The 1,663-nt window shown below is 69.0% G+C and carries 1 protein-coding gene; it reads left to right on the top strand.

The genetic code is table 11. The features are described from left to right. The first annotated feature begins 75 nt into the window (after positions 1–75). On the top strand, positions 76–1,509 hold the full coding sequence (locus tag AXW62_RS39645; RefSeq protein ID WP_079116001.1) for an IS1380 family transposase: 1,434 nt from the start codon (positions 76–78) through the stop codon (positions 1,507–1,509). The last annotated feature ends 154 nt before the right edge of the window (positions 1,510–1,663 follow it).

Below are 1,663 nucleotides of genomic sequence, written 5' to 3'. Positions count from 1 at the left end.
GCGGTGGTGTCCGAGGCTTGAACGGAAAAGCGAAAGTGCCTTCTGAGCTGGGAGGATGAGGCTTGTCTAAGGTCTCTGTCATCACAGCGGGAAGGCACTTTCTGCGTGAACCCTACCCGGTCGCGTCCCAAGCTCGTCGTGTCGGCCGACGGTCACGGAGCGGTCAGCCACGCCGGAACCCGCTTGCTGGCCGATCTCTCCGACGCCACTGGCCTGACCAGCACCTTCACGGACGCACTACGTCAACTGCGGCCGCGTGGCACCGGGCACGACCCCGGCCGGATCGCGGTAGATCTCGCGGTCATGCTCGCCGACGGCGGCGAGGCGATAGCAGACCTGGCCCTGCTGCGCGACCAAGCGGAGGTTTTCGGCCCCGTCGCCTCCACTGCGACCGCCTGGCGCCTGCTGGCCGGCATCGACCCATCTGCACTCGCCCGCCTGCGCTCGGCCAGGGCCACCGCCCGGGAGACCGCATGGCTGCAAGCTGCCGAGACCAGCGCAGGGATACGCGCAGCCCGCGCGGGCGGACGTGACCTGCCCGGTCTTGTCCTGGACCTCGACGCCACCCTGGTTACCTGCCACTCCGAGAAAGAGCAGGCTGCGGCCACCTACAAGCGCGGCTTCGGCTACCACCCGCTGCTGTGCTTCCTGGACAACACCGGCGAAGCCCTGGCAGGAGTCCTCAGACCCGGCAACGCCGGTGCCAACACCGCCGCCGACCACATCACCGTCCTGGACCAGGCGCTTGCCCAGATCCCCGACACCCACCGCCACGGGGCACCGGTCCTCATCCGCGCGGACAGTGCCGGAGGAGCGAAAGCATTCCTGCACCACATACGCACCCTGCACTCACGCGGGATCATCACCTACTTCTCCGTTGGATACGCCGTCACCGAGCCGGTCCGCCGCGCGATCCGAGCCCTGCCCGAGCAGGTCTGGCATCCCGCACTCGAACAGGACGGCACCCTGCGCGAGAGCGCGGAAGTCGCCGAGCTGACCGGCATGATCGACCTGGCCGGCTACCCGGACGGCACCCGGGTCATCGTCCGGCGCGAACGCCCGCACCCCGGTGCCCAGCTCTCGCTGTTCGACCTGGACGAGGGCATGCGCCACCAGGTCTTCCTCACCGACACCCCCTACGGGCAGGGCTCCGTGCAGCACCTGGAGGCCCGCCATCGCGCACACGCCCGCGTCGAAGACCGCATCCGCAGCGGCAAGACCACCGGCTTCGGCCGCTTTCCCTCCCGCCACTTCCAGATCAACGCCGTCTGGCTCGAACTGGCACTGACCGGCGCCGACCTGCTCGCCTGGACTCAAACACTTCTACTGGAAGGCGATTTGGCCACCGCCGAGCCGAAGAAGCTCCGCTACCGACTCCTGCACACTGCCGCCCGCATCACCCGCGGAGGCCGCCGTCTCCGCCTACGGATCTCCGCCACCTGGCCCTGGCGAAACGAGCTGACCAGCGCTTTCACTCGCCTTGCGGCCCTGCCCCGGCCAGCCACGTGAACTGCGACCGTCCCTGCCCACCCACGACCCGAGGAACCCTGGAGCACCCGACCCCCGCGTCGGGCCCCGGCCATGCCCACCGGTGACAAGCAACCCAACCCACCACCACATCCCCACTCAGACCGGCTCAGCCACCCGAAGCGAAACAAGGAGG

The sequence above is a fragment of the Streptomyces hygroscopicus subsp. hygroscopicus genome (genome assembly GCF_001553455.1).
Classification (GTDB): Bacteria; Actinomycetota; Actinomycetes; order Streptomycetales; family Streptomycetaceae; genus Streptomyces; species Streptomyces hygroscopicus.
The sequence above is the reverse complement of the archived record's forward strand: the minus strand, read 5'-3'. Positions and strand labels throughout refer to the sequence as shown.